Raw genomic sequence first — 4,911 nt, 5'->3', positions numbered from 1 at the left:
GAGTAAAGATAATGTCGCAGGTTAATACTTTGGATGAGCTAAAGCTGGCCGCTTATCTTGAAGCGAATATTGAAGACTTTAAGGGTCCGCTGACAGTGGAGAAATTTCCCGGCGGTCAGTCCAACCCGACGTTCAAAATTACCGCATCTTCCGGTGTCTATGTGCTGCGCCGGCAACCGCCGGGCGAGCTGTTGAAATCTGCTCACGCCGTTGATCGGGAATACCGCGTGTTGGACGCGTTGGCAAAAACAGAAGTGCCAGTGGCCAAGGTTTATCACCTGTGCGAAGATCGCGAAGTCATCGGCTCCATGTTTTATTTGATGGAGTGTTGCGAAGGCAATATTTATTGGGATCCGGCATTGCCGGATGTCGAAAAGCCTGAGCGTGGTGCTATGTATAGCGAGATGGTTCGGGTACTGGCTGCTATGCATAAAGTCGATATCAACCAAGTGGGTTTGGGCGATTACGGTAAACCGGGTAATTACTTTCAGCGTCAGTACAAGCGCTGGAATGCCCAGTACCGCGCTTCTGAAATTGATAACATAGATGCCATGGAAACCTTGATGGCAAATCTGGAGCAGACTCTGCCTGAAGACGATGGACGGGTGTCACTGGTCCATGGTGATTACCGGCTCGATAACGTGATGTTTGCGCCCGATAACAGTCGGATTATAGCGGTATTAGATTGGGAGCTTTCGACCCTTGGTCACCCCTATGCGGATGTGGGCTACCTGTGTATGCAAATGCGTATGCCAAGCTTAACTGAGACAATGTTGGGCTTAAAAGGGCTTGATCTCAATGCCTTGGGGATTCCTGATGAGCAACAATATGTCGGCCTTTATTGTGAGCATATGGGTATTGAAAAAATAGAGCATTTAGGCTTTTACGTGGCGTTCAGCTTTTTCCGGTTGGCGGCCATTGTGCAGGGCGTGGCCAAGCGTGCCGCCATGGGCAATGCCTCCAATGAAAAAGCCGCGGCGGCGGGCCAACTTGTAAGGCCTTTGGCCGAGCTTGGACTGGAAGCGTTACAGAAAAATTAATCGTTGAGGTAAATATGTCGACAAAACTTTTTGATTTAACCGGAAAAATTGCACTGGTCACCGGCGCTAGCCGCGGCATTGGTGAAGCCATTGCCAAACTTTTGGCCGAGCAGGGCGCTCATGTGATGGTGTCCAGCCGCAAGGTGGAGGGCTGCCAGTCTGTGGCGGATGAAATTAACGCAGCCGGTGGTAGTGCCGAGGCGCTGGGTTGTCATGTGGGCTCCATGGAGGATATCACCAAAACTTTCGACTACATTCGCAGCCAGCACGGCAAACTCGATATCCTCGTCAACAACGCGGCGGCCAATCCCTATTTTGGTCATGTGCTGGATACAGATCTCGCCGCCTATGAAAAAACCGTAGACGTTAATGTGCGCGGCTACTTCTTTATGTCCATTGAGGGAGGCAAACTGATGCGTGAAAACGGCGGCGGTGCCATCGTCAATACGGCATCGGTCAATGCCCTACAGCCGGGCGATAGACAGGGTATTTACTCCATTACCAAAGCGGCTGTGGTGAATATGACGAAGACCTTTGCCAAAGAATGTGCGCCTTTCGGTATTCGTTGTAATGCCTTGTTGCCCGGTTTTACCAAGACCAAGTTTGCCGGTGCACTGTTTACCGATGATGGAATTTATCAGCAGGCTGTTGCCAATATTCCCATGGAACGTCACGCCGAGCCGCAAGAAATGGCCGGTACCGTGTTGTACCTTGTGTCGGATGCTAGCAGTTATACCACGGGAGAGTGCATAGTCGTTGATGGTGGTTTGACCATTTAACGCATATCTTATGCCTGAACCAGAGAACAATAACGCGGCATCTTACTTGGTTGACCCGCTGCGTCTGCTACGCTTTTTTTGTCAAAAAACTTAGCCGATCTGCAAACGCCCAATGGCAAGCGAAAAAGCGAGTCGCCGCCGAGAAGACACGCAAGGCTGAGGGGCGGTCTCACGTAGTGGAGTATTTCCACCAGGTGGATGATCCCTCCTAGTCACTGCCGCCTTGGGCCAAGTCGTTCGGTAAAGATACAGAGCTCTTAAGCACCTTAATGCGTTATGCCTTTGCTGAAGGCAAGGGGCTGCACAAACAAAAGAATATAAGACGTGCGGTCGAGGAGGTGGGTTTAGATTGGAAAGAAGCGCAAAAACACCTTGGCGGTGACGCGTGAACACCCTTTATAGAAAAGCACCAGAATGAAATGGTGGAAGGTATGAGCCTTTGGGGAGTGCCTTCCTACCGATTGTGTGATCCTGAGGGTGAACCTGGTTTAGATTGGGGGCAAGACCGTTTGTGGTTAGTGGCGGCAGAGATTTGTCGTCGAGCTTCGCTCTAACCCCTTTTCGGTTGATAGACCTATAAAAAATAACAATCTGGAAATGATTATGCGTACATTACTTTCAATCTTGGCTTGTTTTATCGCATCGGTGAGTGCTGCAGAGGAAAAGCAGCTGTTATGGGGGGATACTCATTTACATACTACCTATTCTTCGGATGCCTATACAAACGGCAATCTAACAGCTGATCCGAATACTGCCTACCGCTATGCGCGCGGTTTACCTGTGTTGCATCCTTACCATCAAGCCAAGGTGAAGATTGAGACGCCGCTGGATTTTTTGGTGGTAACCGATCATGCTGAAATGTTGGGTGTTGTACGTACCATGCATCGCGATGGTGTGGACTACACCGGCCTAGGGCTGATGGATTCGCTTAAGGCATGGGTCGTTGGAACGGCCTTGAATTACGCCATTGATTCTGGTGATGCTCGTTCACTATTTACCGCTGCTTTACCAGAGCCGATGAACGCAACAGAAGCAGCGGCCGGAAATGGCTTCAGCGAAACTGCGTCGATGATTCCCGAAATGATGTCGACACAGATTGATATCTGGCAAAACATCACAAATATGGCTGATCAACACAATGAGCCGGGCGTATTTTCGGCATTGATTGGTTGGGAATGGACTTCCTTGCCCGGCGGCAGCAATCTGCACCGAATTGTGATCACCGATGGTGATGCAAAAAGTGCACAGCGTTATCAGCCTTTTTCCGTCAATGACAGTCAATACCCCGAAGACTTGTGGGCATGGCTGGAGAAAACGGCGCTGCTGGTGGAGGCTGATTTTATTGCTATTCCTCACAATTCAAATATTTCCAAAGGCTTTATGTTTGATGAGACGAGCCTACGAGGTGAAGTGATCGACAAAGATTACGCTGAATTGCGAATGAAGTGGGAGCCTATTGTTGAGATAACTCAGCTTAAAGGTGATTCAGAAACACACCCATCATTGTCTCCAGATGATGAGTTTGCCGATTTCGAAACCTACGATAGGTACATCCAGCGTGAGTGGCAGCCATACGAAGCCAAGCCCGGCGACTATGTGCGCTCAGCATTAAAGCGAGGTCTGATCATTGAGCAAAGAGCCGGTAGTAATCCTTATCAGTTTGGCGTAGTGGGTTCCACCGATTCTCATACCACTTTAGCTACAGCGAATGAGCGAAATTTCCAAGGTAAATTTCCAGCCCACTCCATCCCTGCTAATAATCGGAAAAGTCCGGATAAAAGCCGCTTAAGCGGTTGGACTATGTCCGCATCCGGGTTGACAGCCGTTTGGGCAACAGAGAATACCCGTAGCAGTATTTTAGCCGCCATGAAACGTAAAGAGGTATACGCTACTACCGGCCCGCGCATTCGTTTACAGTTTTTTGCCAGTAAGGATATCAAGGAACAAGATCTGAAGACGGCAAGTGATTACCAGCAGGCTGTTAAGCAGGGTGTGCCTATGGGAGGAGAATTGGCGGCGCAGAAAACCTCCCCTTCATTTGTTGTGCAAGCGATGAAAGACCCTGTTGATGCCAATTTAGATCGTATTCAAATCGTTAAGGGTTGGGTCGATGAGACCGGATTAGCACAAGAAAAGGTTTATGATGTAGCGTGGTCAGATGAAAGACAATTGGATGAGAACGGGAAATTGCCTGCGGTAGAGAATACGGTAGATACAAAAACCGCCATGTATGAAAACTCTGTTGGCGCAGCACAATTGGCCACTGTGTGGCGTGATCCTGATTTTAGCCCAGCGCAGTCCGCTTTTTATTATGCGCGAGTTTTACAAATACCTACGCCGCGTCATTCTTTGTATGATGCTGTGGCCATGGAAATGGAAAAGGCTGAAGACTTTCCCGATACTATTCAAGAGCGCGCCTATTCATCGGCTATCTGGTATAAACCATAAAGTTTTAAACTGTCTGGAAGATGCCATCGCCAAGGGCTCTAATTCAATGCTTCGATGAGACGGTATGCTTGCTGTATTCATTGGGGGTTATTTCGTTCCAGTGTTGAAACGCTCTGTGAAAGTTTGTAGCTTCGCCGTAGTTTAGGAGATAGGCTATATCAACAACGTTTTTCAACAGGCTACTAGCGAGAGCATGTTCAGACCATCACCTATGGCCTAATAGGTAGCTTCAGGATGTGATTTGTTGGTCATTCATTGAGGCCTTGTTTTGCCTGTTAGCGCTTTCTGAGGCCCTGGGAAAAACATATTTGTTGTCTGCTGGTATTGCTTATAATCAGGACGCTTGTGAACTGAATAATATTCAGAAGGCTTGGCGCTGGTAAGGATCGTCAGGGTATTGTACATAATATGAGAGGCGTTCCCAGTCCCAGCCAGATGATTTGGCTGACGATAGAGTCGGTCCCAGAAAATAGTGCAATTCAGCAAGGAATCGTTGCGATGACCAAACCATTCCAGACCATCCATTCGGCAAAGTAGTTGGGATGACGGTTGTAGCGCCAGAGGACAACATTTTCTCGAACTTGCCTATTGATGCCAAGTTGGATCGCTCCAGTGAAAATCTTGATTGGATAATGAAGGCAGCC

At 48.6% G+C, this 4,911-nt stretch carries 5 protein-coding genes; 4 read left to right on the top strand and 1 reads right to left on the bottom strand.

From position 1 onward, the window contains the following. The 4 genes from AACP44_RS08465 to AACP44_RS08450 all read left to right on the top strand — a co-directional run. Window positions 1–1,040 (top strand): phosphotransferase family protein (locus AACP44_RS08465; RefSeq protein WP_339340092.1); only part of this gene is annotated, 1,040 nt, incomplete at its 5' end. A 14-nt stretch (window positions 1,041–1,054) separates the two neighbouring features. Beyond that, entirely contained in the window at window positions 1,055–1,819 is a 765-nt protein-coding gene (locus tag AACP44_RS08460; protein ID WP_339340091.1) for an SDR family oxidoreductase, read from the top strand. A gap of 431 nt (window positions 1,820–2,250) precedes the next feature. Next, window positions 2,251–2,373, top strand: coding sequence for a hypothetical protein (locus AACP44_RS08455; RefSeq protein WP_339340090.1), 123 nt, complete (start codon window positions 2,251–2,253; stop codon window positions 2,371–2,373). A 49-nt stretch (window positions 2,374–2,422) separates the two neighbouring features. Continuing rightward, entirely contained in the window at window positions 2,423–4,267 is a 1,845-nt protein-coding gene (locus AACP44_RS08450; protein WP_339340089.1) for a DUF3604 domain-containing protein, read from the top strand. A gap of 479 nt (window positions 4,268–4,746) precedes the next feature. On the opposite strand, the gene AACP44_RS08445 is transcribed toward AACP44_RS08450, so the two are convergent. Continuing rightward, window positions 4,747–4,860: a DUF1295 domain-containing protein gene (locus tag AACP44_RS08445; RefSeq protein ID WP_339340093.1), complete on the bottom strand. Its 114-nt coding sequence runs from the start codon at window positions 4,858–4,860 to the stop codon at window positions 4,747–4,749. Window positions 4,861–4,911: the final 51 nt, after the last annotated feature.

Source organism: uncultured Oceanicoccus sp. (genome assembly GCF_963968385.1).
GTDB lineage: Bacteria > Pseudomonadota > Gammaproteobacteria > Pseudomonadales > Dasaniaceae > Oceanicoccus.
This window is presented reverse-complemented; position numbering and strand designations above follow the sequence as displayed.